This is a genomic window from Xanthomonas sp. CFBP 8443, from assembly GCF_025666195.1.
Lineage (GTDB): Bacteria > Pseudomonadota > Gammaproteobacteria > Xanthomonadales > Xanthomonadaceae > Xanthomonas_A.
This window is the reverse complement of record NZ_CP102592.1, coordinates 2,728,175-2,753,037: the sequence shown is the minus strand read 5'-3', so window position 1 is coordinate 2,753,037 and position 24,863 is coordinate 2,728,175. Positions and strand designations below refer to the sequence as shown.

14 protein-coding genes and 5 tRNA genes are annotated in these 24,863 nt (G+C 66.2%); 10 read left to right on the top strand and 9 right to left on the bottom strand.

Translation table 11 applies throughout. The features are described 5' to 3' along the window. Positions 1 to 52: 52 nt before the first annotated feature. Together NUG20_RS11435 and NUG20_RS11430 are read right to left on the bottom strand one after the other, a co-directional pair. On the bottom strand, positions 53 to 3,904 hold the full coding sequence (locus NUG20_RS11435) for a PAS domain-containing protein (protein WP_263394615.1): 3,852 nt from the start codon (positions 3,902 to 3,904) through the stop codon (positions 53 to 55). 116 nt (positions 3,905 to 4,020) lie between these two features. Further along, positions 4,021 to 4,401: a response regulator gene (locus NUG20_RS11430; RefSeq protein WP_263394614.1), complete on the bottom strand. Its 381-nt coding sequence runs from the start codon at positions 4,399 to 4,401 to the stop codon at positions 4,021 to 4,023. 134 nt (positions 4,402 to 4,535) lie between these two features. Between NUG20_RS11430 and NUG20_RS11425 the strand changes: the two genes are divergently transcribed. The 5 genes from NUG20_RS11425 (at position 4,536) to NUG20_RS11405 (ending at position 5,652) form a co-directional block, all read left to right on the top strand. Next, a tRNA-Leu gene (locus tag NUG20_RS11425) sits at positions 4,536 to 4,622 on the top strand. Between the two features lie 528 nt (positions 4,623 to 5,150). Further along, positions 5,151 to 5,226: transfer RNA gene (locus tag NUG20_RS11420), tRNA-Ala, on the top strand. A 48-nt stretch (positions 5,227 to 5,274) separates the two neighbouring features. After that, positions 5,275 to 5,350 (top strand) — tRNA-Glu (locus NUG20_RS11415). A 105-nt stretch (positions 5,351 to 5,455) separates the two neighbouring features. Continuing rightward, positions 5,456 to 5,531: transfer RNA gene (locus NUG20_RS11410), tRNA-Ala, on the top strand. A gap of 45 nt (positions 5,532 to 5,576) precedes the next feature. After that, positions 5,577 to 5,652: transfer RNA gene (locus NUG20_RS11405), tRNA-Glu, on the top strand. A 64-nt stretch (positions 5,653 to 5,716) separates the two neighbouring features. On the opposite strand, the gene NUG20_RS11400 is transcribed toward NUG20_RS11405, so the two are convergent. The 5 genes from NUG20_RS11400 to NUG20_RS11380 are packed head-to-tail and all read right to left on the bottom strand — an operon-like array spanning position 5,717 to position 14,090. Then, the gene (locus NUG20_RS11400) at positions 5,717 to 7,597 is read right to left on the bottom strand and encodes an esterase/lipase family protein (protein WP_263394613.1); all 1,881 of its coding nucleotides are present in this window, start codon (positions 7,595 to 7,597) and stop codon (positions 5,717 to 5,719) included. Next, entirely contained in the window at positions 7,594 to 10,674 is a 3,081-nt protein-coding gene (locus NUG20_RS11395) for an efflux RND transporter permease subunit (protein ID WP_263394612.1), read from the bottom strand. Before NUG20_RS11395 ends, NUG20_RS11400 begins: the two co-directional genes overlap by 4 nt. Beyond that, on the bottom strand, positions 10,671 to 11,789 hold the full coding sequence (locus NUG20_RS11390) for an efflux RND transporter periplasmic adaptor subunit (protein ID WP_263394611.1): 1,119 nt from the start codon (positions 11,787 to 11,789) through the stop codon (positions 10,671 to 10,673). The genes NUG20_RS11395 and NUG20_RS11390 overlap by 4 nt, the downstream gene beginning before the upstream one ends. Before the next feature lie 19 nt (positions 11,790 to 11,808). Then, positions 11,809 to 12,612 (bottom strand): MipA/OmpV family protein, encoded by an 804-nt coding sequence (locus tag NUG20_RS11385; protein ID WP_263394610.1) that lies wholly within the window; start codon positions 12,610 to 12,612, stop codon positions 11,809 to 11,811. A gap of 23 nt (positions 12,613 to 12,635) precedes the next feature. Next, on the bottom strand, positions 12,636 to 14,090 hold the full coding sequence (locus NUG20_RS11380) for an efflux transporter outer membrane subunit (protein ID WP_263394609.1): 1,455 nt from the start codon (positions 14,088 to 14,090) through the stop codon (positions 12,636 to 12,638). A gap of 111 nt (positions 14,091 to 14,201) precedes the next feature. Here NUG20_RS11380 and NUG20_RS11375 point away from each other — a divergent pair, with 111 nt between their 5' ends. The 5 genes from NUG20_RS11375 (at position 14,202) to NUG20_RS11355 (ending at position 20,189) form a co-directional block, all read left to right on the top strand. Further along, on the top strand, positions 14,202 to 14,891 hold the full coding sequence (locus NUG20_RS11375; protein WP_263394608.1) for a response regulator: 690 nt from the start codon (positions 14,202 to 14,204) through the stop codon (positions 14,889 to 14,891). Continuing rightward, positions 14,888 to 16,075: a sensor histidine kinase gene (locus tag NUG20_RS11370; RefSeq protein WP_263394607.1), complete on the top strand. Its 1,188-nt coding sequence runs from the start codon at positions 14,888 to 14,890 to the stop codon at positions 16,073 to 16,075. Before NUG20_RS11375 ends, NUG20_RS11370 begins: the two co-directional genes overlap by 4 nt. 681 nt (positions 16,076 to 16,756) lie before the next feature. Then, on the top strand, positions 16,757 to 17,473 hold the full coding sequence (locus NUG20_RS11365) for an ABC transporter ATP-binding protein (protein WP_263394606.1): 717 nt from the start codon (positions 16,757 to 16,759) through the stop codon (positions 17,471 to 17,473). Between the two features lie 86 nt (positions 17,474 to 17,559). Next, complete coding sequence (locus tag NUG20_RS11360; protein ID WP_263394605.1) at positions 17,560 to 18,876, top strand: ABC transporter permease; 1,317 nt, start codon at positions 17,560 to 17,562, stop codon at positions 18,874 to 18,876. 95 nt (positions 18,877 to 18,971) lie between these two features. Continuing rightward, a complete protein-coding gene (locus NUG20_RS11355; RefSeq protein ID WP_263394604.1) occupies positions 18,972 to 20,189 on the top strand; it encodes an ABC transporter permease in 1,218 nt (405 codons plus the stop codon). A 178-nt stretch (positions 20,190 to 20,367) separates the two neighbouring features. Here the strand turns inward: NUG20_RS11355 and NUG20_RS11350 are convergent, their stop codons facing one another. Then, positions 20,368 to 22,098, bottom strand: coding sequence for a cyclic peptide export ABC transporter (locus NUG20_RS11350; RefSeq protein WP_263394603.1), 1,731 nt, complete (start codon positions 22,096 to 22,098; stop codon positions 20,368 to 20,370). 42 nt (positions 22,099 to 22,140) lie between these two features. Next, positions 22,141 to 24,579 (bottom strand): penicillin acylase family protein, encoded by a 2,439-nt coding sequence (locus NUG20_RS11345; RefSeq protein ID WP_263394602.1) that lies wholly within the window; start codon positions 24,577 to 24,579, stop codon positions 22,141 to 22,143. Between the last annotated feature and the right edge of the window lie 284 nt (positions 24,580 to 24,863).

The window sequence follows — 24,863 nt, the reverse complement described above, 5'->3', positions numbered from 1 at the left end:
GTGCCGCTGGCCGGGCCGCGGCACGCACGGCGCGCAGCGTTGCCGCGCCGGCTCAGGCCGGTTCGGTCTGCGCGTTCGGATCCTGCTGGGCGGCGATCTGCGGCTGGGTCAGCGAGGCCGCCAGCGCGATCAGCTTGGCCGGGTCCACTGGCTTGCCCAGATGCGCGTTGAAGCCGGCTTCCAGCGCCAGCGAGCGGTCCTCGCCGCGCACGTACGCGGTCAACGCGATCGCCGGGATGCGGCTGGCCGCACCGGCACCGCGGGCGCGCACGCTGCGGATCAGGCTGTGCCCGTCGCGGCGCGGCATGCCGACGTCGCTGACCAGCAGGTCGTAGGGACGCTCGCGCAGCAGGGATTCGGCGTCGTCGGCGGACACCGCGGCGTCGACCACCGCGCCGACTTGCTGCAGGAAGCGCTGGGTGATGCCGCGCGAATCCATGTCGTCGTCGACGACCAGCACGCGCAGCCCGTTCAGGCGGATCCTGCCGCGCTGCATCGCCGCGGCGGCGAGCGCCGCGCTGTCGCTGCGGCGCGCCGGATCCAGGCCTGGCAGGTCGTTGCGCGGCAGCAGCAGGGTAAAGGTGGCGCCGAGGCCGACCCCTTCGCTGCTGACCGACAGCTGGCCGTGGTGCATTTCCGTCAGTTGCTTGGCGATCGCCAGGCCCAGGCCCAGGCCCAGGCCGCCGGCGCTGCGCGTGCTGCTGGCGTCGGCCTGGCGGAAACGGTCGAACACGTGCGGCAGGAACAGCGGGTCGATGCCGGCGCCGCTGTCGCTGACGCTGATGCGCAGATGGGTGGCGCTATGGTCGAGCGTCACCGTGACCTTGCCCCCGCTAGGGGTGAACTTGATCGCATTGCCGATCAGGTTGGTCAGTACCTGCTGCAGGCGCACCGCGTCGCCGAGATAGGGCAGGGTGGCGCTGTCGCTGCACGGGGTCAGGACGATGTCGATGCCTTTGCTCTCGGCGCCGGGCCGGGCCGTATCGATCGCTTCGCCCGCCAGTGCGCACAGGTCCAGCTCGGCCGGTTCCAGGCGCACCTTGCCGGACAGGATGGCGCTCATGTCCAGCAGGTCGTCGATGATCTGCGCCTGCGCATGGGCGCTGCGTTCGATCACTTCCAGGCCCCGGGTCAGGTCCGTCTCGCGCACCGCCGCGCCCTGCATCAGCCGCGACCAGCCCAGGATCGCGTTGAGCGGGGTGCGCAGTTCGTGGCTCAGCGTGGCCAGGAATTCGTCCTTCATGCGGCTGGCGCGCTCGGCCTCGCCGCGCGCGCTCTGCTCGGCGGCAAGCAGCTGCTGCAGGCGCAGGTCGGTCTCGCGGCGTTCGATGATGATGCCGGCCAGGTGCGAGGCCGAGCGCGCCAGGTCCTGCTCGTGCGCGGTCGGGTAGTGCACGAACGGGTAGTACAGCGCGACCACGCCCAGGACCTGGCCGTCGCTGGCCAGGATCGGGGTGGAGCAACAGGCGACGATGTCCGCTTCGGCCGCCATCACCAGGTACTGCTGCCAGTTCGCGTCCACCCGCACATCGCTGCACAGCACCTGCCGACGCAGGAATGCGGCGCGTCCGCAGCTGCCGCTGTGCTCGCCGATCGGCAGGCGCTGCACCGTCTTGCGGAACACTGCGGGCATGCTCGGCGCGGCGCCTTCCAGCAGGCATTGGCGGTGTTCGTCGACCAACATGATGGTGCAGCGCAGGCCCACGTCGCTCTGCGCCTCGATGCCGCGCGCGATGGCTTCGAGTACCGCGTTCAGCGGCTTGCCGGTGGTGATCATCTCCAGCGCCGCGCGTTCGGCGGCGGTGGCGTTCTCGATCCGCTTGCGCTCGGCGATGTCCAGCAGCGAGCCGATGAAGCCGAGGAACTGGCCGGCGGCGCTGAAGCGCGGCGTGGCGGTGTCTACGCACCAACGGTATTCGCCGTCGTGGCGGCGCAGCCGGTACTCGATGGTGAACGCGCGGCGATCGGCGGCGGCGCGGGTCAGCGCATGGCCGACGGCGGCGACGTCGTCGGCATGGATCTTCTCCATCCAGCCCGATCCCATCGCCTCCTGCTCGGTCTGACCGGTGAACAGGAACCACTGGCGGCTGACGTACTCGCAATCGCCGTCGGCGTTGGCCATCCAGATCAGCACCGGCGCGTTGTCGCACAGGTTGCGGAAGCGCAGTTCGCTTTCCTGCAGCCGTTGTTCGACCACGCGGCGATCGTGGATGTCGGTATTGGTGCCGATCCAGCGCACGATCCGGCCGTCGCCATCGCGGATGGGGAGCGCGCGGCCCAGATGCCAGCGGTAGCTGCCATCGTGGCGGCGCAACGGATACTCGAGCTCGTACGGCTGGCCGCTGCGTATCGCCTCCGGCCAGGCCTGCGTCACCTGCGCCAGGCCTTCTTCGGTATGCACCGTGCGCCAGCTGTCGTGGCCGCGATCGCCGGGCGGCAGCCCGGTGTACTCGTACCAGCGCCGGTTGAAGTAGTCGACATCGCCCTCGGGCGTGGCGGTGAACACGATCTGCGGCATCGCGTCGGCCAGTTCGCGCAGGCGCGCCTCGCTGCGTGCCAGGTCCGACTGCGCGCCGGCGCGCTCCATCGATTCCCAGCAGCGCGCCGCGACCAGCCGCACCAGCTCGATTTCGGCCGAGGTCCAGACCCGTGGCTGCACCTGATGCACGCCGATCGCCGCCACCAGGCGGCCGGCCTTGTGCAGCGGCGCGGTCAGGATCGCGCGCATGCCCATGCGCCGGTAGCCGGGATCGTCGAAGCGCAGCGGCGGCGAATGCGCCTCGGTGTCCTGCACCACCCAGGGCCGGTTCTCGCGCACGCATTCGAGCAGATCGCTGCCGAAGTCGCTGAAGCGCGAGCGCCCGGTCAGGTGCGCGGTGCCGTCGACGTAGTCGGCGCGCACATCGAAGGCGTCCTCGTCGGCATCGACGATCGCATAGGCGCAGCGGTTCGCCTGCAGATGCTGGCCGAGCAGGGCCGCACCGGTCTCGCAGATGGCCTCGGCGCTGTCCAGGTTCTGCAGCGCGTCCTCGAGCATCAGCAGGAAGCTGTCGTGGGCCTGCGCGCGCGCCTGCTCGGTGCGGTCGATCCCGTGCACCAGCACGCCGGTGACGTTGCCCTCGGCGTCGCGCATCGGCTGGTACACGCATTCCAGCGTGGTCTCCGAGACCGCCTCGTGCGGCGTGCGGCGCAGGTTGAAGGTCATCGATTCGCCGGTGAACGGCTGGCCGCTGGCGCGCACGTTGTCGAGCAGGTCGATGAAGCCCTGCTGCAGGATCTCCGGGATCGCCTCGGCCAGCGGCTTGCCGACGACCTCGCGCGGCCCGACCAGTTGCTGGTAGCGCCGGTTGACGCTCTCGACCACGTAGTCCGGGCCGCGCAGGATCGCCAGCGCCGCCGGCGACTGCTCGAACGCGTCGGCCATCTGCGTGCGCTGCGCGTCCAGCGCCTTCAACAGCGCATCGCGCTCGCGTTCCAGCCTGATCTGCGCGGTGTCCTCGGTACACACGCACAGCACGCCGCCGATGCCGCCGTGGTCGTCGAAGATCGGGCTATAGGAAAAAGTGAAATACGCCTCTTCGTCGTAGCCGTTGCGCGTCAGCACGAACGGCACGTGCGCGTTCCAGGTCGGCTCGCCGGTCGCCAGCACCCGTTCGGCCTGCAACCCGACCGTGGGCCACACGTCCGGCCACACCTCGGCCGAGGCGCGCCCGAACGCGAAGGGATGGCGCATCCCGAGGATCGGAATGTAGGCGTCGTTGTAAAGATTGATCATCCGCTGGCCCCAGCGGATCACCATCGGGAAGCGCGAGTTCAGGCACAGCGACAGCGCCGAGCGCAGGCTCTGCGGCCATTCCTGCAGCGGCCCCAGTTCGTGGCCGGACCAATCGGTGGCGCACAGCAACGCTCCCGTGGCGCTGTTGGCGGGCAGCCAGACAGGTGGGGCCGAGCGGTCATGGGCGTTGATGGCGGTTCCTTGAGTCTATCCCTGCCGTGGGGCAGGCTCCCGACCCGGGATTGTCAAGGCCGCGCGGTCATTTTCGCGTGAGCATCGAGCAGCGCCTTGATCAGCTGTTCCGACAGGTAAGGCTTGGTCAGCACGACACCGGCGGCGAAGCCGGCAGGCAGCGATTCGGCGGCGACGCCGGTGGCCAGCACATAGGGGATCGCATGCTCGGTGAGCGTGCGTGCGACCGCTTCGCTGGTTTCGCCGGCGGCCAGGCGGAAATCGAGCACCGCGCGGTCCGGCCGCTCCTGCTCGATCAGCGCAAGCGCCTGCCGTACCGACTCGGCCGGGCCCAGCACTTCGGCGCCGGCTTGAGCGAGCTGCAGTTCCAGCAGCGTGGCGTTCATTTCGTCGTTCTCGACCACCAGGATGCGCAGGCCCTGCAATGCCGACATCGCTTGCTCGTTAAGGTTTGGGAACAGAAATTATAGCGGCAGCGGCGACGGCCTCGGCTAGACCGCGGTCCCGACAAAGATGAAGGATTTACCCCTGTCGCAGACCGATACGGTCGGCTATACTTCGCGGCCGCGCCGAAGTGGCGGAATCGGTAGACGCAGCGGACTCAAAATCCGCCGCCCTTAAAAGCGTGTGGGTTCGAGTCCCACCTTCGGCACCAGGACCTACGGCAGCTTCGGCTGCCGTTTGTTTTTTCGCCGCACGCGATGCGGCGCCTGCGGCGCTGCCAGGCAGCGCCGGCCACGCAGGACAAGATGGCTTCCGAGTTTCCTTGAGCCGAACCTTCTGCGTGGGAGCCGGGCGATCGTTCGCGCGCGCCGCGCGCGATGGCGGCAGACGTGCGCCGCTTGCAGCTACGGAACCCGATGTCGCTGCGGATGCGTGTTGGCGCGCAGATGCATTCCTGCGCCGCAGGACCAGGACCATATGCAGGACCGAAACGGCAGTTGGCCAGGTGCTTGGAATGCGGCGCGCCTGTGCGTCTTCGGTCCGCGCATGGGTACAACGCATGCGGCACCCGGGTGTTTTAAGGCCGCAATGGATCGCGTTCGACCTGTCGAGCAGGGCGCGATCGACGCTTGCGCCTGCGCACGCGCCGATCGCGCGGCCCGCCGCAGTGAAGAAACTTCAAAAAACGCTTGCGCGTGCCGGGCGCCATCGCTAATATTCCGCTCCTCGCAGCACACGTGGGGCCATAGCTCAGCTGGGAGAGCGCTTGCATGGCATGCAAGAGGTCGCCGGTTCGATCCCGGCTGGCTCCACCAACTTTTTCGGGCACTAGGCCTGTCCGCAAAAGCTACATCGTTATCAGCGTCCCCATCGTCTAGAGGCCTAGGACATCACCCTTTCACGGTGGCGACCGGGGTTCGAATCCCCGTGGGGACGCCATTTTATTTGCAAGACATCTGAAGTCCGGCGCTGCCGGACTTTTTTTGTGCGGGATTTGTACATTCCGCGGGAATCGGGTACGATTCCGCTTCTGCCAGTACACGTGGGGCCATAGCTCAGCTGGGAGAGCGCTTGCATGGCATGCAAGAGGTCGCCGGTTCGATCCCGGCTGGCTCCACCAAGTTTTCGGACATAGGCCTGTCCGCAAAGCGGCAACACCATCAGCGTCCCCATCGTCTAGAGGCCTAGGACATCACCCTTTCACGGTGGCGACCGGGGTTCGAATCCCCGTGGGGACGCCATTTCGCAAGAAGACACCCGGCACTGCCGGGTGTTTTTTTGTCTGCGACGCGCCGTGCGTTTTCTTCAACGCAGCAGCTTGCGGATTTCCAGGATGGCTTGCGGAGTTTCCTGCACGCTGTGCCCGGAGGTGATGACGGTTTCCGACGCCGCGCCGTCCAGGTGCGCGCTCCAGTAGGGCACGAAGCCGTCGTCGGATCGCGCCAGCGGCACGCGCGGATCGCGGCGGGCGATGATCGAGTGAAAGGTCACCTTCGGCGAGATCTTCAGGTCCGCCGCGGCCTGGACGAAGTCGTCGTGGTCGCTGAGGTTGTCCATGCTGGTCGGCAGCTTGCCGACCAGGCCGGTGCCGGCGATGTCCTTGAACTGGTCGAGGATGCGCGCGGGCATGCCGATCAGGCCGCCCACCAGGCTGCCGAGCATGCCGCTCGCCTGCGGGGTTCCGCGATGCGGCGAGGCAAGGAAGATCGCCTCGGAGACTTCCGCCATCGGCTCGAAATGCAGCATCGGCGACAGCCTGTTTCGCAGTGCCTGCTGCGCCTGCGGGTCGAGCGCGCTGTCGCCGAACAGGCGCTGCCACAGATGGTCGCCGCCGCTGGAGGACACCATCAACCGCGCCAGCACGCCGCCCATGCTGTGCCCGACCAGCACCATGCCGTGCGCCGAGGCGCTGCGCCGGTGCGGATCGAAATGGTCCAGCGCCTGCTGCAGGCCCTTGCGGATTTCGATGTGGTTGTAGGCGATCGGCAGGTTGGTCGGGTAGTAGACCAGCCAGATCTGATAGCGGGCGCGCAGTTGTTCGTCGCCGAGCAGTTCGTTGGCCAGGTTCACCCAGGCCTCGGGGCTGCTGGCCAGGCCATGCAGCAGCACCAGCACGCGGCGGTTGGGATCGTAGGGCTGGGTCAGGAAGATGTGCGGCCGGTCGATGCCACGGGCCATGCCGAACAGCGTGCGCAATGACTGCGCGGCGAAACCGGAGCGCGCCATCCATACGCCGTGGCCGGCGCTGAAGTTGCCGGCCAGCGGCACGGCGTGGCCGCCCAGCGTGGCGTCGGCGCTCAGGTACGGATCGTAGGCTTCCACCCGCACGGCGCGACTGGCCAGCACCTTGGCCAGGCTGTCGCCATCGAAGCGCAGCAGCACGGTCAGGCTCGGCGTCGGCATTTCGCTATAGGCCGGGCTCGTCTCGTCAGGCGCGCTTGCCGCGTCGCGCAACGAGGCCGCGTTCGGCAGTACCGCGACCATCTCCGCACCGAACCCGTCGCGTCGGTAGACGCTGCGCAGCCCGGTGAAGCGCAGGCCGCTGGCCGGCAACATCGTGTCCGGCATCGGCATTTCCTGCAACGCGCCCAGATGGCCTACATCCAGCATGATCCTCCAGCCGGGCAGGGCCGACAATTCCGCCGCGTTGTCGGCGAGCTGGCCCTGTTGCCGATAGCGCACGAACAGCGCCGACACTGCCTGTTGCACCGCGTAGTTGTAGTAGTCGCGTACTTGGGTCTGGCGATCCTCGAAGGCGCGTTCGCTGGGCGCGCGAGCGCTGAAGAACAGGTAGGCATAGGCGTAGCGCGCGGTTTCCAGCCATGCGCTCAGTTCGGCGTCGCTACGCGGCTGGCGCTTGGCCAGATGCAGCGACGCCTGCAACCACAGTTCGGCGACGGTCGCCAGCGTGCGCTCCTGCGCTACGCCATCGTTGTCGAGCAACTGCTCGGCGCAGTGGCGGGTCCGGGCGCTGCAGGCGCTTTCGCTCAGGCCGAGCATGGCGAGTGTCTCGATCGCCGGGGCGCTGAGATGGCCGGTGGTGAGCGGATCGCCGCGCTTGGCCTGGATGTACTCGGCCGCGCTCACCGACTTCAGCTTGACCATGGCGCAGCCGCTTGCGCCCAGCGCCAGGCACAGCACGGCGAGCAGGCGCCAGGCCCGGCCGGGCTTGCGCTGGCCGATCACGCCGCGGCCGCCCGTGCCGCGCTGCGGCCGGTGCGCAGCGCGAACAGCAGTTCGTACAGCACCGGGATCACGCCGAGCGTGACCAGCGTGCCCAGCGCCAGGCCGCCGATCATGGTGATGGCCATGCCGGTCCACAGCGGACCGGCGAACAGCATCAGCGGGACCAGGCCGACGATGCAGGTCAGTTTGGTCATCACGATCGGGCGCAGGCGCTTGACCGCCGCCGCGACCACCGCGTCGTGCAGGCTCAGGCCGTCCGCAAGTTCGGCATCGATGCGCTCCAGCAGCAGTACCGCGTTGTTGACGATGATGCCGGCCAGCGCGAGCAGGCCGAAGGTGGCCATGAAGCCGAACGGATAGCCGGTGAGCAGCAGCGCGAGGGCGGCGCCGATCAGCACGAACGGCACGCTGGAGACGACGATGAACAGCTTGCGGAACGAATTGAATTGCCAGATGAACAACAGCAGGATCGCGCCAAGCGCATGCGGCATGTACTGCAGCAAGGCCTGGTTGGCCTCGGCCGAATCCTCCAGCTCGCCGCCCATTTCGATGCGGTAGCCGGGCGGCAGGCGCAGCGCGGCGACCTTGTCGGCCAGGGCGGTCACGACTTCGTCGGTGGTCATGCCCGGGTTGTGCCCGGTGACGGTGATGGCGCGGCTCAGGTTGCGGCGCTGGATCGCCGACGGTTCGGAGGACAGGGCGATCTCGGCGATCGCCGACAACGGCACGGCGGCACCACCGGATGGTGGGTAGAGCAGGGTGCTGCCCGGATCGCTGGCCGCGTCGCGTTCGCCGGCGCCGCCGCGCAGCACGATCGGCACGTTGACGCTGTCGTCGCGGATCGCCGAGGCATCGATGCCGCTGTAGCGCAGTTGCAGCGCCTGGGCGATGTCGTCGCTGCCGACTCCGGCGCGGCGCGCCTTGACCTGGTCGACGCGGACGTCGACGCGGGGAATGCGGATCTCCCAGTCGTCGCTGACGTCGATGGTCCCGGGCAGCTGCCGCAAGGCCTGGGCGATGCCGGCGGCGATGCGGCGCAACTGCGCTTCGTCCGGCCCGACCACACGGTAGATTGCCACGCCGGATTCGGTCGAGCCCATCGAGAAGCGCTTGGGCTCGGCGCGCACGGCAGGATAGCCCTGGCGCATGTGCTGGCGGACGCGGGCGATGAGCGCGTCGAGGTCGGTGCCGGCGCGCACGCTGACCGTGAAGTAGGCGATGTTGGCCGCGGCCTGTGGCGGATTCAGGCCCAGCACGATGCGCGGCCCGCCGTCGGCCACGTAGCCGATGCTGTCCACGATCTCGGGGTTGCGTTCGCGATCGGCCAGCCAGCGGCTGATCGATTGCACGGTGCGCAGGGTCTCGCGCGCATCGCTGCCCGGTTGCAGGGTCACCGGCATCTGGAACTGCAGGCGGTCGGACTTGGGCAGGAAGCTGTAGGGAATCGCGCCCAGGATGGTGGCGGCCACCGCCAACAGCAGCAGCATGCTGCCGAGGAACAGCGCCTTGTGCCCGAGCAGGATTTCGATGATGCGCCGGTAGCCGCGGTACAGCCTGGAGTCGTAGTGGTCGGCGCCTTCGGCATGCGCAGTGCCGTGTGCGCGCGCGAAGTACATGCACAGCAGCGGGGTCACGGTGACGCTGAGCAGCCACGAGCCGAGCAGGGTGACCGCCAGCACGATCGCCAGCGAACGCATGTATTCGTTGGTGCTGGTCTGGCCGAAGAAGAACGGCGAGAACGCGAGCACGATGACCAGCGAGGAGGTCAGCAACGGTAGCGCCAGCGTGCGCCCGGCCGCTTCGCAGGCGTGCCGGCGCTCCTCGCCGGCGGCGAGGCGGCGCTCGATGTCCTCGGCGATGACGATGCCGTTGTCCACCAGCAGCCCCAGCGCGAGGATGATCGCGGCGATGGACACCGTCTGCAGTTCCACGCTCAGCGCACGCATCACGATCAGTGTGCCGAGGATGGTCAGCGGCACGATCGCACCGACGATCAGGCCGGTGCGCCAGCCCAGGAACAGCATCACCACCGCCATCACGATGAGCACGGTCTCGCCCATGACGTGATGCATCTTGCCCATCTCGCGCTCGACCACGTCGGCCTGGAACGTGACCACGTGCTGGGCAAAGCCGACCGGCAGCATCCGCGCGGTCTCGCCGAGCTTCTGCCGCAGCGCCTGGCCCACTTGCGCGACGTTGTAGCCGGGCGCCATCGACACCGCCACCACCACCGCCGGTCGGCCCTGGTAGATGGCGGCGCTCTCCGGTGGATCGGCCGGCATCAGCTCGACGCGGGCCAGCTGCGACAGCGGGATCTGGCGTGCGCCGTCGGCGCCGGGCACCGAGATCAGCGTGCCGCGCAGTTCGTCCAGGCTACGGATCTCGCCGGAGGCGGTGACGGTCATCGCCAGGCCGGAGGCGGCGATCTGGCCGCCGCTGGCGACCACGTTCTGCGTGCGCAGCTGTTGCGCCACCGCGCTGGGCGTCACTCCGGCCTCGCTCAGCCGGGTGCGCTCGAAGGCGACGTAGATGCGGTCCTCGCGCAGTCCGTGGAAGCTGACGCGCTCCACGCCGGGCACGGTGTACAGCTGCTCGCGCATCTGCCGCAGCGGCGCGCGCATCTCGCTGGTGGTGAAGCCCGGCGCGGTCACCGCGATCGAGGCGATCGCGACGCGGCCGAAATCGTCGTCGACGAACGGCCCCTGCGTGCCCGGCGGCAACTCGGCGCTCGCGTCGGCGGCCTTGGTGCGCACCCGCTGCCATAGGGCGGGCAGGTCGTCGACGTCGTCGCGCGCGGTCAGTTGCACGATCGCGCTGCCCGGCCGCACCGTGGTGACGATCTTCTTGATGCCGCTCAGTTCGCGCAGGTGTTCCTCGAGCGGGCGCGCGATCATGTTCTCGACGCGCTCGCTGGGCATGCCCGGAAACGCGACCTGCACCACCGCGTCGCGCACGGTGACGCTGGGCTCCTCCTGCGAAGGGAAGCCGAGGAAGGTGACGATGCCGCCGATCAGGATCAGCACGGCGGTGAACAGCGCGAAGCGGCTCGAAGCGAGGGTGGCGCGGGTCAGGTTCATGGCGAGGCGTTGCCGGTCAGGCGGGTAGCGGGGCGGAAAGGGACGACGCGCTGTCCGTCGCTGAGGAAGGCCGCGCCGGCGGCGACGATGCGCTCACCGGCGTCGAGGCCCTGGCGGATCTGCACGCGGCCGCCTTCGGCATTCCCGGTCACCACCTGGCGGCGGCGCACGGTGGCGTTGCCGTCCTGGTAGACGAACACCATCGGCTTGCCGTTGCCCATGCTCGGCACCACGGCGCTGAGCGGCACGCTCAATGGCGGTGTCCGCTGTTGCGGCAGCGCAAGCAGTAGGTTCTCGCCGCTGCGCAGGCGGGCGCTGTCGTCCGCGGCGCTTTCGAACAGCGCCTGCACGGTGGCGCCGCCGTCCAGGCGATCGGATACGCTGCGCAGTCGCAACGGCAGCGCCTGTCCGGGCCCGTCGGCCCGATACGCGGCCGCCGCCTGGCCGGGACGCAGCGACGCTGCCAGCGCCGCCGACAGCGCGACCGTCACTTGCGCATGCCCGCGGCCTTCCAGTTGCAGCACCGGCTGGCCCGAGGCCACGTTGGCATCGGGCTGCTGCAGCCGCGCCACCACGCTGCCGTCGAACGGCGCACGTAGATCGGCCTGGCGCAAGCCGCGGCGTGCCAGCGCCAGGTCCGATCGCGCACTGCGCAGGCGCGCTTGCGCACTGGCGAACGCGGTCTTGGCGGCGGTCAAGGTGGTCGCGGATGCGGCGCCGTCCTCGAACATGGCCTGCTGCTGGGCCAGTTGGGTCTGCTGCTGTTGCAGGTCGGCGGCCGCGATGTGGACGTTGGCCTCGGCCTGCTCGGCGCGCAAGCGGTTCGGTTCCGGATCCAGCCGGGCCAGGATCTGGCCCTGGCGCACCGTGTCGCCGACGTCCACCTCGACAGAGGCGATGCGGCCGCCGCCTTCGAAGCCGAGCTCGGCACGCTGCGCCTGGCGCACCTGGGCCACGAAGCGATGGCCGTCGGTGTCGTCGCGGCTGCCGACGGCCTCCAGCTTCACCGCGCGCGGCGCTTCCGCAGGCGGCGGCGTGTCGCGGCTGCAGGCGGTCAACGACACTGCAGCCAATGGCACGCAGACGCAAAGGAACATCGCAAGACTCGGTTTCATGGGCGTTCTACGTGGCGGGTCAGAAGGTGTAGGTCACGGCGCCGATGGCGCTGGCGAAGGCGCGGCGCTGCACGATCGGGCTGCCGTCGGCGTTGTCGACATAGCGCGTGCCGGCGACCGTCAGCGAGGTACTCCAGTGCCTGGACAGCGCGTGGTCCCAGTTGGCCTCGACCGAATAGGCGTACAGGCCGGAGCCGGCGTTGTAGGCGGCCAACCCGCTACGCGCGCTCTGCGCATCGGTCACCCCGAAATAGGCCTGGTTGTAGCGGCGGTCGCCCCAGTGCGCGTCCAGGTTCATGGTCAGCGTGTCGCTGTCGTTCTGCAGCAGGGTGAACTTGGCCCCGGCGCGATAGTTGTTGCGGCGCGCGCCGTCCTTCACGGCGAATTCGGCTTCGGCGTCCAGCATCAGATACGGGGTGAACTGCTGCGCGACCATGGTGCGGCTGGTGATCGAACCGGGCACGTCGCCCATGCCGGCCAGGGTCCTGGAACCCGGGCGCCAGCTGCTGTTGCGGTCCAGCCGGCCCAGGTCGTAGCCGAACGACTGGCTGACGTAGAAGCCGCCATCGCTCTGGAATTGCGCGCCGAGGCCACGCACGCTGTCGAAGAACAGCACGCCGCTCTGCGCCGCGATCAGCGGGGCGAATTGCACGGGATCGTCCCTGGAGCCGAAGTAGCGCGGCGCCGCCACTGCGGCGACACCCACGCTGAGTTCGGTCTGGTGGCCGAACAGGCGGAAGCCGGATGCGTCCGCATCTGCGGCGTTGGCCGCCAGCGGTGATGCGGCGCAGGCCAGGAGCGGGAGTAAGGCGATGGTTTTCATGAGCGGTCTCTTCGACGTGGGGATCAGGATGCGTGCGGCAGTTGCACGCCATAGAACGCGCGGAACAGCGCGATGCGGTTGAGGATCAGGTCTTGGCGGGCTTGCAGGTGATCCAGTGCGGCCTGCTCGGCGGCGATGCGTTCGCCGAGCAGCGCGGGCCGATCCTGCAGGCCTTGCGCGACGCGCCGGCCCATGCGCTCGATGCGTTGCCGTTCGCGATCGCGATTGGCCTGCTCGCGCTGTTCGCGTTGCTGCAAGGCAGGGCCGGCATCGAGCGCATCGGCCACTTCGCGGAAGGCGGATTCGATCGCCTTCTCGTAGTCGGCGACGCCGGCCTGCTTGCGCAGCTGCGCGATGTCCAGGTTGGCGCGATTGCGGCCGAAGTCGAAGAGCGGCATGGTCAACTGCGGAACGAAACTCCAGGTGCGGCTGCCGGCCTGGAACAGGCCGCTGAGGGTGTCGCTGGCGGTCCCCAGCGAGGTGCTCAGGCGGATCGACGGGAAGAACGCGGCACGCGCGGCGCCGATGTCGGCATTGCGCGCGCGCAACTCGGCTTCGGCCTGCTGGATGTCCGGACGCTGCAGCAGTACCGCCGAATCCAGGTCGCGCAGGGCGATGCCGCCCGCATCGGTCGGCAGCAATTCCTCAAGCTCGCCGGCGCCGGCCGGCGCGTCGTAGCCGGCGACCAGTTGCAGGGCGCGGCGTGCGGCGGCGTGGTCGCTGGCCGCCTGCAGGGCGCGGACCCGGGCCTGATCGGCCTGGTGGCGTTGGCGGTCGAGCGCGTCAGTGGAGATCAGCCCGACATCGTGCTGGTCGCTGGCGAATGCGAGCAGCGCTTTATTGTCGTCGGCAATGGCCTGGAAGCGCGCCTGCGCCTGCGCGGCGGCGCGTTCCAGCGTATAGGTGCGCAGCAGCTCGGCGACCAGCGCGCCGCGCGCGGCTTGCTGGCCGGCGCTGGACGCCAGATAGCGCTGCTGTGCGGCAGCGGACAACGAGGCCAGCTTGCCGAACAGGTCCAGTTCGAAATCGTCGACGCCGACCGCCGCGGTGACCAGCTTCTGCCCGTAGCGTTCCTGCTGTTGCGGCGCGTCGTAGCTCTGCCGGGCCTGCTGCGCGTCGATCCCGATCTGCGGCAGCTGCTGCGCGCGCTCGATCCGGTATTGCGCGCGCGCCTGCCGCACCTGCAGCACCGTGTTGCGGAAATCCGGGTTGTGCGCCAGCGCCTGGAGCACCAATGGCGCGAGGTCGTGGTTCGGCGAGAACGCATGCAGGAACCGCTGTTCCTGTTCCGACAGGGGTGCCGTGGCGGCCGCTGCCTGCGTCGCCGGCGCTGCGGACACGCCACCCAGCGTGCGCGGCACTACGACCTGCGGGCGCTCGTAGACCGGCGCCAGCGAGCAGCCGCCGAGCAGTGCGACCAGCGCGGCGAGGAGGAGGCGAGGGCGGTGCGGACCCTTGCCTGCGGGCGATAGAATCATGGTGGTCAGTCGGTGGCCAATCTCGAGTGATAGAGTCGGCCGGCCAGTTCAAGCTGGCTTCTAGGAATCTTCAAGATTTCGTCAAGACGCACGACAAGGGCTGCACCGGGCATGAGTTCCAAGAAGATTCTCGTCGTCGAAGACGACGCCGACAGCGCCAGCATCCTCGAGGCGTACCTGCGCCGCGACGGATTCGACGTCGCCATTGCCGGCGATGGCGAGCGCGCGATCCAGCTGCACGCGCAGTGGAAACCGGACCTGGTGCTGCTGGACGTGATGCTGCCCAGGCTGAGTGGCACCGAAGTGCTGTCGAGCATCCGCCGCAGCAGCGATACGCCGGTGATCATGGTGACCGCGATGGGCGACGAGCCGGAAAAACTCGGCGCGCTGCGCTACGGCGCCGACGACTACGTGGTCAAGCCCTACAGTCCAAAGGAAGTGGTCGCGCGGGTGTATGCGGTGCTGCGCCGCGCCGGCCCGGCCAGGACGAGCGAGGAGCCGCTGAAATACGAACGACTCACGGTCGACACCAATGCGGTCCTGGCCACAGTGCAGGACGGCGACGGCAACCCGGTGCCGCTGGACCTGACCCCGACCGAATTCAACATCCTGGCCACCTTGCTGAAGACGCCGTTCAAGGCCTATACGCGCAGCGAGCTGCTGGAAATCTGCCTGCCGGAAAGCGACGCGCTGGAGCGGGTGGTGGACGCCCACGTGCACAACCTGCGCAAGAAGCTGGAAGGCGAACGCATCACCGGCGTGCTGGTGACGGTGCGCGCGATCGGCTACCGCTTCCGATGAAATGGCCATTCGCTCGCCGCACCGCGCACGCGCCGCTGTGGCAGTGGGTCGGCCTGCGCATGAGCGCGTTGGCGGTGGTCACAGTGCTGGCCATCGTGTTCGGCATGTGGCTGCGCTTTGCGATCTGGGACATCGTGACGCTGAACAAGCTGCCGCCGGCGGCACGCCAGGAAATGATGGAGCTGCGCCAGGACCCGCACAGCAACGAGCAGCGCCTGTGGCAACTGTTCGAACGCTACTACGACGTGGCCGACTTCCTGCCCGGCCTGGCCAGCCGCGACTGGCTGCTGCTGGCGGTGCTGGTGATCTCATCGATCCCGGTCATCGTGGTATGCGGGCTGCTGGCTTCGCGGCCGTTGTCGCGCCAGTTCTCCAACGTGGCGGAGGCGGCCCGTCGCATCAGCGACGGAGATTTCTCCGCACGCGCCAAGGTGATCGCGCGTGCGCCGGACGAACTGGCCAGCTTCGCGATGGACTTCAACGGCATGACCGCGCAGCTGCAGCAATACGAGCGCGAGATCCGCGATTCCAGCGCGATGCTGGCGCACGAGCTGCGCACGCCATTGAACGCGGCGATGGGCCGGGTGCAGGGCATGCTGGACCGGGTCTTCCCGTGCAGCGACGAACAATTGCAGATGGTCCATCGCCAGTTGGAACAGATCAATCGCCTGGTCGGCGACCTGCACCTGCTGTCGATGGCCCGCGCCAACCAGTTGATGCTGGAGCCGTACAGCTTCCCGATCGACGTCCTGATCCACGAGCGTCTGGCCTGGCTGGCGCAGCCGCTGCAGGCCGCGCAGATGGACGTGGAGCTGCGTATGCCGGCCGGACTGTCGATCAGCGCCGACCGCGACCGTATCGGCCAGGTGCTGTCGGTGCTGATCGACAACGCCTTGCGCTATGGCGCTGCCGGCAAGCGCCTGCTGATCGAGGTGAGCGCCGAGTCCAGCGAGGTGCTGGTCTGCGTCTGCGATCGCGGCCCCGGCGTGGCCCCCGAGGTATTGCCGCGGATGCTCGACCGCTTCTGGCGGGCCGAGGATTCGCGCGCCCGGCACTCGGGCGGCAGCGGCCTGGGCCTGTCCATCGCCGCGGCGATCTGCCAGGCGCATGGCGGCGCGCTGGAATTCAGCAACCGCGAGGGTGGCGGGTTGTGCGCGCGGGTGCGCTTGCCGCGGATGGTTTAGTCGAACTAGGCGGCCGGGGAAGGAGCGGTCGAAGGTATCGCGTCGCACCCTACAAGTGTCCGGAAAGTGTCCGGCGGACACCCGGAGTGTCCGGCCGGACACTTTCGAGGCGTATCCCACCGTTCAAATCGTCTACCTGTTGAGGGCATGGATATTGCTTAATGTCAGTCCGCCAATTGAACGCAACGACGGCATACGCATGGACGACCAACGCCGCATCCGCGACCTTTCAGTTTCCGATATCTGCTTCGACGTGCCGGCCGCTGCCGGATGATCGGCACGGCAATGGCCACGGCGTGCGATCCGCAAGGATTCGGGGATCTGCGTAGACGCCGCAATCCGCGGGGCGGCATCGAGTCCGGTATGGGCGCAATCGAGAGTATCGCCGCGTCAGCGTCCGAACCGGAAACTTGGCAAGACGCGGTTCAAGACGCGGTTGCTGCCGATGAACGCCTGAACGCCGTTTTCCGCGGCTCGGCAGGAGCAGTCGGCGACCGAGCTTGCCCGGGCGCTATCCGCGGCTGTCGGCATGCAGCCAAGACGGCACGGTGTCCGCGGCATGTCCTGTCTTCAAGCGCTGGTCGCTGGAACCGGCTATCGAGCGGGATCATGCCGAAATTGCGGCGTAGCGCCTCGTTCCGCGACCGAATGCCTTGTTACGCCCACAGATAGGACCTCCATATGCTTGAAATGCGCCAGGTCAGCAAGGTCTATCGCACGGAGATGGTCGAGACGCACGCGCTGCGCCTGCTCGACTTGCACGTCAGGCAGGGGGAGTTCGTCGCTGTCACTGGTCCTTCTGGTTCCGGCAAGACGACTTTCCTCAATATCGCCGGTCTACTGGAAACATTCGGCGGAGGCGAGTTCAGGTTGGATGGCGTCGACGTGAAGGGCATGTCCGATCGCCAGCGCAGCAAGCTGCGCAACGAAAAAATCGGTTTCATCTTCCAGAGCTTCAACCTGATCGCCGATCTTGACCTGTTTGACAACTGCGACGTGCCACTGCGTTACCGCCGCATGACAGCCAAGGAACGCAAGCTGCGCATCGAGGCAGCCCTCGATCAGGTTGGACTGGCCTCGCGCATGCGCCACTATCCCGCCGAGTTGTCCGGCGGCCAGCAGCAACGCGCGGCGATCGCCCGTGCATTGGCAGGCAGCCCAGGCTTGCTGTTGGCCGACGAGCCTACAGGCAACCTGGATACGCAAATGGCGCAAAGCATTCTGGAGCTGATCGAACAGATCAATGCGCAAGGTACAACGGTCATCATGGTGACGCACGATTCCGAGCTTGCTGCGCGTGCGAAACGCAATGTTCATATCGTCGATGGTATCGCCACGGACCTGTCGGGAAAGCCTCGCAACGAAAATTCCCTGACACAAGACAACACAGCCACATAGAACGACAACACCGCTCCCTCTTCATTGGATTGCCGCAGAGCCGCGTAACTCGCTCCGCTTCTACGGATAGCGCTAAGAGAGAACACATGTTCGGATACTACTTCGACCTGGCACTGCGCAGCTTCAAACGCAACCGGGTGTTGACCGCACTGATGGTGCTGGCGATCGCGCTTGGTATCGGTGCCAGCATGACAACCTTGACGGTGTTCTACATCCTGTCAGGCGATCCGCTGCCGGGCCGAAGCCAAACGCTGTTCTATCCGCAGTTGGATCCGGGCGACATGGAGAATTTCACCCCGGGCGAAGAGCCCGAGGACCAGATGACGCGGTACGACGCCGAAACACTGCTGCGACAGCGCCGCGCTGATCGTCAGGCGGTGATGAAACGCGGCAGCGTGGTGGTCAAGCCGCAGCGCGCCGAGTTCGGTTCGTTTTCGGTCGATGCCCGCTACACATCCGGCGACTTCTTTCCGATGTTCGCCACGCCTTTCTTGTACGGCAACGCCTGGGGCAACGCCGAGGACGACGGGCGCAGCCGTATCGCGGTGATCTCGAAGCCGCTCAACGACAAGCTCTTTGGCGGGGAGAATAGCGTAGGCAAATCGCTGTGGCTGAGTCAGAACGAGTTCCGCATCGTCGGCGTCCTCGACGACTGGCGTCCAATCCCGAAGTTTTACGATCCATACGGTGGACTCTACGGCGAGATAGAGCAGGTATTCGTTCCATTCTCGACCTCGCGCGATCTCAAGATGGACGTGTCGGGCCGCATGCATTGCTGGGGTGCCGACGATATGGAGGACGATCCCGATGGCACCACCGGCGTCAGTGCGCCATGCGCCTGGTTGCAATACTGGGTCCAGCTCGACACGCCAGAGAAAGTGGCCGCCTATCGGCAATACCTCACCAATTACTCCAATCAGCAGCGTGCCGCTGGCCGCTTCCAGCGACCGACCAACATCCGCCTGCGCAGCTTGATGGAATGGCTGGACTACAAGAAGGTGGTGCCGAGCGACGTCCGCTTGCAGGTTTGGCTGGCATTCGGATTCCTTGTCGTGTGCCTGCTCAATACCAGCGGTCTGCTGCTGGCGAAGTTCCTGCGCCGTTCCAGCGAAATCGGCGTTCGGCGTGCGCTCGGCGCCTCCTACCGCGCGATCTTCACGCAGTACCTCGTCGAAGCCGGCGTGATCGGGCTGGCCGGCGGCGTCCTAGGGCTGGGCTTCGCGCTACTGGGGCTGTGGGCGGTGCGCCAGCGCTCGACCAGCTATGCGGAACTGGCGCAGCTGGATCCCGCCATGCTGATCGTCACCTTCGTGCTCGCAGTCGGTGCCAGCGTCCTCGCCGGGCTGCTGCCTGCGTTCCGCGCATGCCAGGTTGCTCCAGCGATCCAGCTCAAGACGGATTAGTGGCCTGCACCTAGATCGCGCCGACCTGAACGTTGCGCGTTACTTCCAATCGCCCCCGGGCCAGTCGGGGGAACGCGCCATTACCGAGGAACGACATGGACATCCGCCCCATTTTCTCCGCACTGCGCCGGCACAAGACCGCTGCGATACTGATCGTGCTGGAGATCGCCGTGAGTTGCGCGATCCTGTGCAATGCGGTGTTCCTGATCCATAGCCGCCTGCAGCTGATGGATCGCACCACCGGCCTGGCGGAAAGCGAACTCGTGCGCATCCAGTTGGCGAAGAACGACAACAATGATCAGGCCGCAGCACGGGCCAAGGAAGATCTGGCTGCGCTGCGTGCATTGCCAGGGGTCAAAGTCGCAGCGGTTTCCAACTCGGTGCCGCTCGGCTTGCTTGGCAGAAGCCTGGACGTCAAGCTGACGCCGGATCAGACGCCGCTGTTCGAGACCGCCTACTATATTGGCGACAAGCAGTTGCTCGATGCGATGGGGCTGAACCTGGTGGCGGGGCGCCGTTTCCTGGCAGACGAATTCGTCGACTGGGCAGCGCTCGACGCACCCAATAGCAACGTCGGGATCCCCTCGGCCATCATCACGCGCGCGATGGCCAACAAGCTGTTTTCTGACCAGGATCCCCTCGGCAAATCCTTCTACGCCTGGAACGATGCGCCGATCAAGGTGGTCGGTGTTGTCGAGCACCTGGTGCAGCCGCATGGCTTTAATGATCCATCCTCCTACGAATACGCGATCCTATTGCCGGTGGAGGGGGGGTTCTCCACCTATCTGCTGCGCGTCGCGGACCCGTCGCGCCGCGCCGAGGTGCTGAAGCGTGCCGTGGACAGCTTGAAGCGCATCGATCCGAACCGGATCATCCTTGAGCAGGATACCGTCGAGGAGATGCGCGATAGCTACTACCGGCAGGATCGCGAGATGGCATGGCTGCTGGTCGTCGTCTGCGTCGCATTGCTGGTGATCACGGCGCTTGGCATCGTCGGCCTTGCCAGTTTCTGGGTGCAGCAGCGTACCCGGCAGATCGGTGTCAGGCGCGCGCTTGGCGCAACGCGCACGCAGATCCTGCGTTACTTCCAGACCGAGAACTTCCTGCTCGCCACTGCTGGCATCGTGCTCGGGATGTTCTTGGCTTACGCCATCAATCTGTTGCTGATGAGCAAATATGAGTTGCCGCGGCTTCCGTTGACCTATCTGCCGATCGGGGCGATCGTGCTGTGGCTGTTGGGCCAGTTGGCGGTACTTGCGCCTGCGCGGCATGCTGCGTCGATCTCGCCTGCGGCGGCGACGCGTTCGATCTGAGCAAACTCGCTTGCGGGACGACCGGTGCGCACTCAGCAGCCATACCGGGATGGACTTGCTGCAGCATGCGGCCAATGTCGGCCGTCACGTGGTGATGGCGCCGCCGACCAACCGCCATGCCGAGCGGCGTGGCGCGACTGCGGGTCTCGGTCCGAGGCTGGACCGTTGCTGTGACGATCTAGACCGTTTTCAACGTGGCAGGTTCATCGGCCGCATCCGCGTGCGGCGTCGGCCTGTCTTCGGCTTGCCCGTATTGCCGATCGACGCGGGTGACGACCCCTTCGCCGAGTACGACGAGTTGGTCGGCGAGATGGAAATAGCGGTCATCGTGGGTGATTACCACGATTGCCTTGCCCTTTGCCTTTAGCGCCGGAAGTATCTCGTCGTAGAACACCGACTTGAAGGTCGGATCCTGATCGGCTGCCCATTCGTCGAACAGGTACAGCTGCTTGTCGTCGATCATGGCGACGAGCAGCGCCATGCGGCGCCGCTGCCCATCCGACAGCGACAGGGTCGAGAACTTGCCCTGTTCGTACTTCACCTTGCCATCCAACTGGAGCGCATGCAGGTAGTGATCGACCATCGCCGCAAGGCCTTCGTCGGTCACGCCCAGGATCTGGTCGAACAGGTGATAATCGGAGTAGATCGCGCTGATGGCTTGCCGATAGGTGCCGATCGACGTGTTGCCGATGGCCTGGTCGCCGAAGTAAATGGTCCCGCTATCGGCGCGGTAGTGCAGGGTCAGCAGCTTGCCGAGCGTCGATTTTCCAGAGCCATTGCCGCCGACGATGAACGTGATCTCGCCCTTGCGGAATTCAAGATCCAAGGGGCCGACCTCGAAGCCGTTCCCGGTGCCGTTGTAATGGTAGCGAACGCCCTCGAATCGAACACGCTCCCAGGGCCGTGGCGCCTCCTGCTGCGTAGCGATGTCCTCGCTCGGGATATCACGAAACAGCTTGGCGACCCGCTGCATCGACACGCGCGAGATGGCGAGTTGCGGAATGTAGTTGAGAATGATCGAAACCGGGCCGGTCACGTACAGCAAGGCCATGATGACGCCGATCAGTTCCTGGTTACTGACCACTCGATAGTTGACGAAGACGAAGATGATCGAGCCGATCACGAAAAAGCTGAGAAGATCGCCATAGTTGCTGGCGGTGCGAACGACCGTATGGCCAGCCTTTTCATTGCGCTGCATCTCGCTTTCGTAAGACATCAGCACCGATTCGAAATAGGCCTGTCGCTTGCCGTCGTTGAGTTTGAGTTCCTTGATGCCGCGCAACAGCCCGTTGATCGATTCCTGCAGGCCATCGAAACCACGGCGTGCACGGATGAAGTAATGGCGGCCGATCATCATCGGCACTTGATAGGTCAGCACACCGAAAGCGATGCATCCGAGTACGAACCAGAACACATCGGAATTGAGGATCAGCAGGAAACCGAGCATGCCGATCAGGGTGACCATGTTGATCAGCAGATCAGGCAGCATGCGTGCTCCGAGTACGATGCGCGGAACGTCGGTGGTCAGTGCGGTGAGCAGGCGTGCGGATCCGATGCGCTCCAAGGCTGAAAGTGGAGCGCCGGCGATCTGTCGGTACAGCCCGGTGCGCAGCTGCGAGGCCACATCGATCGCGACCCGGCTCAGCATCACCTGCGACAGCGTCCTGCTGACCAGGATGAACACGCACACCGCGATGAAAATCAACGCAAATGGCGCATTGGCGATTTCCAGCGAAAACAGGCGGGTCGGCGCGGCTGCGATTTCGTCCAGACGCGTATCGCCTGGCTTGAGCACGCTCAGGATCAGCGGAATCAGCAAGGAGTAGCACACGCCCGATAGGCCGCCGAGCACGATCGACAGGAATACCTTGTTGGGTGCCTTGCGGGAAAACTCGGCAAACATGTTCATCTCGCGGCTCCTGAGAGTCTTCAACGTTCCTGCCGCCCCGACTCAAAGCGCGTCGGAAGTCCGACCCTTGTCGAAGGTGCTGTCCAGCGTCTGGTAGCGCACGTCGCGAAACGGCTCGACCATATCGTCGTAGTGCGGACTCAGCGCATTGCCGGACTGACCGGTCGAGTTCATGTAATAGTGTTCGGCGTGGACCCCACGCAAGGCGACCACCTGCCTGAACCCCGCGCCGAACTTCTGCAGGTAGCCATCGGCACCGGCGAACTCGGAGGAGGCGACGTTGATCGTGTTTTCAGAGCCCCCGTTGCCGATCCGGCGTTCGAACACTTTGTCCAGTGGCTTCCATTGGCTGAAGGGAAGATGCGTGTACACGGTGCTCTGGATTTCGCCCCAGCGCCAACTGGCCATGCTCCAGTCGCCCTTCAGCTTGTACAGCTCCCACAGCGCGCTGTTCTGCGCCGCGGCCAACTCAGCGTCGCAGGTCTTGCGCGCGGAAGTCGCGCTGTCGTCACACCAGGCAGGGTCATTGCGCTGCAGCATTTCGCGCAGATACGCCAGGGACACTTCGCTTTGCAGGCTACGCAGGATCTTCGAGGCCTGCTGGTTGTTCCAGGTCCCATGCAATTCGTTGCTGAAGACACGCTGGCGAAAGTGCAGCATCCACACGGTGAAGATGGCGGCGGCCTGGCTGTCCGCGCGCATGTCTCCATTCCATGTCTTCAGGTACGCGGCGGCTTGGGCGCCGTGCTCTCCCTGCGGCAGGCGGTGCTTCAGCTCCGCCATCAGCTCGGCCGCGTCCAGATCAGTGGTATCTGCCTGGATCCGCTGCATGTCGCCGACCGTTAAGAGCTTTCCTGCATCGGTACGCTGCCGCAGCAATTGCTCGATACGGCGCGCGCGCGCCGGCGACGCCCAGTCGTGCGAGATCAGGTAAGGATAATCGTTACCGACGATCTTGTTGTTGGCATTGACGATGTAACCGGAAGGCGGGTTGTAGCTTTGCGGCCAGGCAGCCTCTGGTATGTGCCCAGACCAGTCGTGGGAGTCGTCCCACCCGGGCGAGGGCAGCGTTCCCTGGCCCTGTTTGCGGATAGGGATCCGCCCTGCGCCGAGATAGCCTATGTTGCCGCCGCGATCGATGTAGAGGATGTTCATCGCCGGCGCGACATGGCTTGCGAGGGCAGCCTTGAAGCTCTTCCAGTCGGTGGCGTAGTTCAGGCGGAAAAAAGCCTCGTAGCTAGTGTCGCCCGGATCAAGCGCAGTCCAGCGCAGCGCGACGGGTTGGTCGAACACCCCGTAATAATCGCTGATGATGGGGCCATGTCGGGTCTGGCGAACCTTAAGCGTCACTGGTGCGTACTGCTTGCGCAACTGCTGCGGAAAATCCGCGCGGACCTGCAGTGTCTCGGTACGCGTCTGGAAGGGCTGCCATGCGCCGTTGATTTCGTAGCGCTCGCCGCTCCGATCAGGTCGTTCGAGAAATAGGTCCTGTGCGTCGGCCATCATGTTGGTGCCGCCCCAGGCGATATGCGCATTACGCCCGAGGACGGTCACGGGCAGGCCGACGAGGCTCATGCCCGAAACCTTGTAAGTCGGCGCATCGACGCTGACCACATACCACAGTGAAGGAATCTGCAGGCCCAAGTGCGGATCGTTTGCGAGCAATGCCATGCCGTCCTTGGAATGCCGGCCAGCGACGGCCCATGCGTTGCTGCCGACGTTGCGTCCGCCGAGCGCGTAGGCGCTTTCGAGGCCTCGCTGGAAAGCGGCCAGGGCTAGCAGCCGTTGCGCGTCGTGGCTGGTGGGTGGGAAGGCAGCGGCCGTCGTCGGTGCATCGGCTGGATAGGAAGGGAAAAAGGCGGCGAGTTGCGCGTCCGTCAGCGTCTGGCTGGCGACGTAGCGATCGATTTCACGGCGGAAGTTTCCGCCAAGATCAAGTGCGAACACCTTGATCCATGCCAGCGAATCCAATTCGGTCCAAGGCGCGGGGGTGACGCCCAGCGCCCGGAACTCTGGCGGCAGGGGATGCTTTTCCGCTATCCAGGCGTTGATGCCGGCCGAATAGGCAGTCAGCGATCGCTGCGCTTCCGGGCTGAGAGCGGGCCAGGCCGACTTCGCCGAATCATAGAGTCCCAAGGTGCGGAACCAGACGTCCGTCTCGATGCTGGCCTTGCCGAATATCTCGCTCAGGCGGCCGCGCGCCATGCGCCGTTGCAGCTCCAGTTGCCACAGTCGGTCCTGCGCATGCACGTAGCCGATAGCAAAAAAAGCATCGGTGTCGCTGTCGGCCCGTATGTGAGGCACGCCGTTGGGGTCGCGCGCGATCGCCACGGGCGCGGAGACTCCGTGTTCGAGGCGCAGCGTGCCATCGGCAGGCAGACTGGCGTGCAGCGAGAAAAACAGCCACCCCGCACCGGCGAGTAGTGGCAGCACGACGAGCGCGACCAGGCGCGTCGCCAGAGGAAACGATCGTGGCGTCATCAGGCGACGAGGGTCGATGGCGAGTCGCTGCGCGCGATGCCGGCGGTCTGTCGGATACCCGGAGTGAGGCTGAAGAACAGCGTATGGAGAAAAGAATCCAGCTCTACGTGCACCGCTGCGGATTCGCTAACTGCTTCAGCAAGCACGCCCGGCCACAACCGAGTGCAAGGTCCATGCAGGCCCGCGTGGCTCGTCCAGTCGAGAGTTCGTTTGAAAGAGCAACGCGTAGAGCATGGCATGTTCCAGTCCGTCCATGTGATTCCGTCGCGGATATATACACGGAC